This window comes from Neisseria sp. P0021.S005, from assembly GCF_051956955.1.
In genome coordinates, this window is the sequence record NZ_JBQCWY010000842.1 from 1 (window position 1) to 691 (window position 691).

Annotated in this window: 1 protein-coding gene; it reads left to right on the forward strand. The window is 47.2% G+C overall.

Features of this window, described 5'->3' with window-relative positions:
* A partial coding sequence (locus tag ACTHUE_RS19720; RefSeq protein ID WP_440424245.1) for a hypothetical protein occupies nucleotides 1-691 on the forward strand: 691 nt, incomplete at both ends.

A 691-nucleotide genomic window follows, 5' to 3' on the forward strand; every position in this document is an offset into this window, starting at 1 on the left:
TTTTTTTTTTGGTGGTGTGGTGGTTGTTGGGGTTTGCGTTTTTTTGTTTGTTGGTGGTGTTGGGTGTGTGTGGGGGGTGGGGGTTGGTTGTTTGTGTGGTGGGTGGGGGGGGTGGTGGTGTGGGGGTTGGTCGTTTTTTTGTTGTTTTTGGGTTGGTTGTTGGTTTTTGGTGTGTGTTTGTTTTTTTTTTGTTGTTTGGTGGTGGTTGCGGTGTTGTTGGGTTGGTGTGGGTGTTTGGTTTTTTTTTGGTTGGTGTTGTTGGTTGTTTTGTGTGTTTGTGTGTTGGGGGTGTTGTTGGTTTTGTGTGTTGTTGTTGTGTTGTTGGGTGTTGTGTTGTTTTTGGGGGGGTTGTTGTTGTTTTTGGTGTTTTGTGTGTGTTTGGGGGTTGGGTTGGGTGAACGGGTTGTTTTGCGTTGTGGTGTCGGGGTTGTTTGGGGTGTTGGTTTTCGGGTGGTTTGTCGTTTTTGGTTTGTGTTGGGGGGTGGGTTGGTTTGTTGTGTGGTGTTGTTTGTGTTTGTGGGTGTGGTTTGTTGTTTTTTTGTTTGGTGGTGTGTGTGGGGGTGTTGTGGGGGTTGTTGTTTGGGGTGTTGGTTTTTTTGGTGTTTGTTTGTTTTGGGTGTGGGGTTGGTTGGTTGGTTGTTGGGTTGGTGTGTTTGTTTTGTGGGGGTTTGGGTTTGGTTGGGGTGGGTTC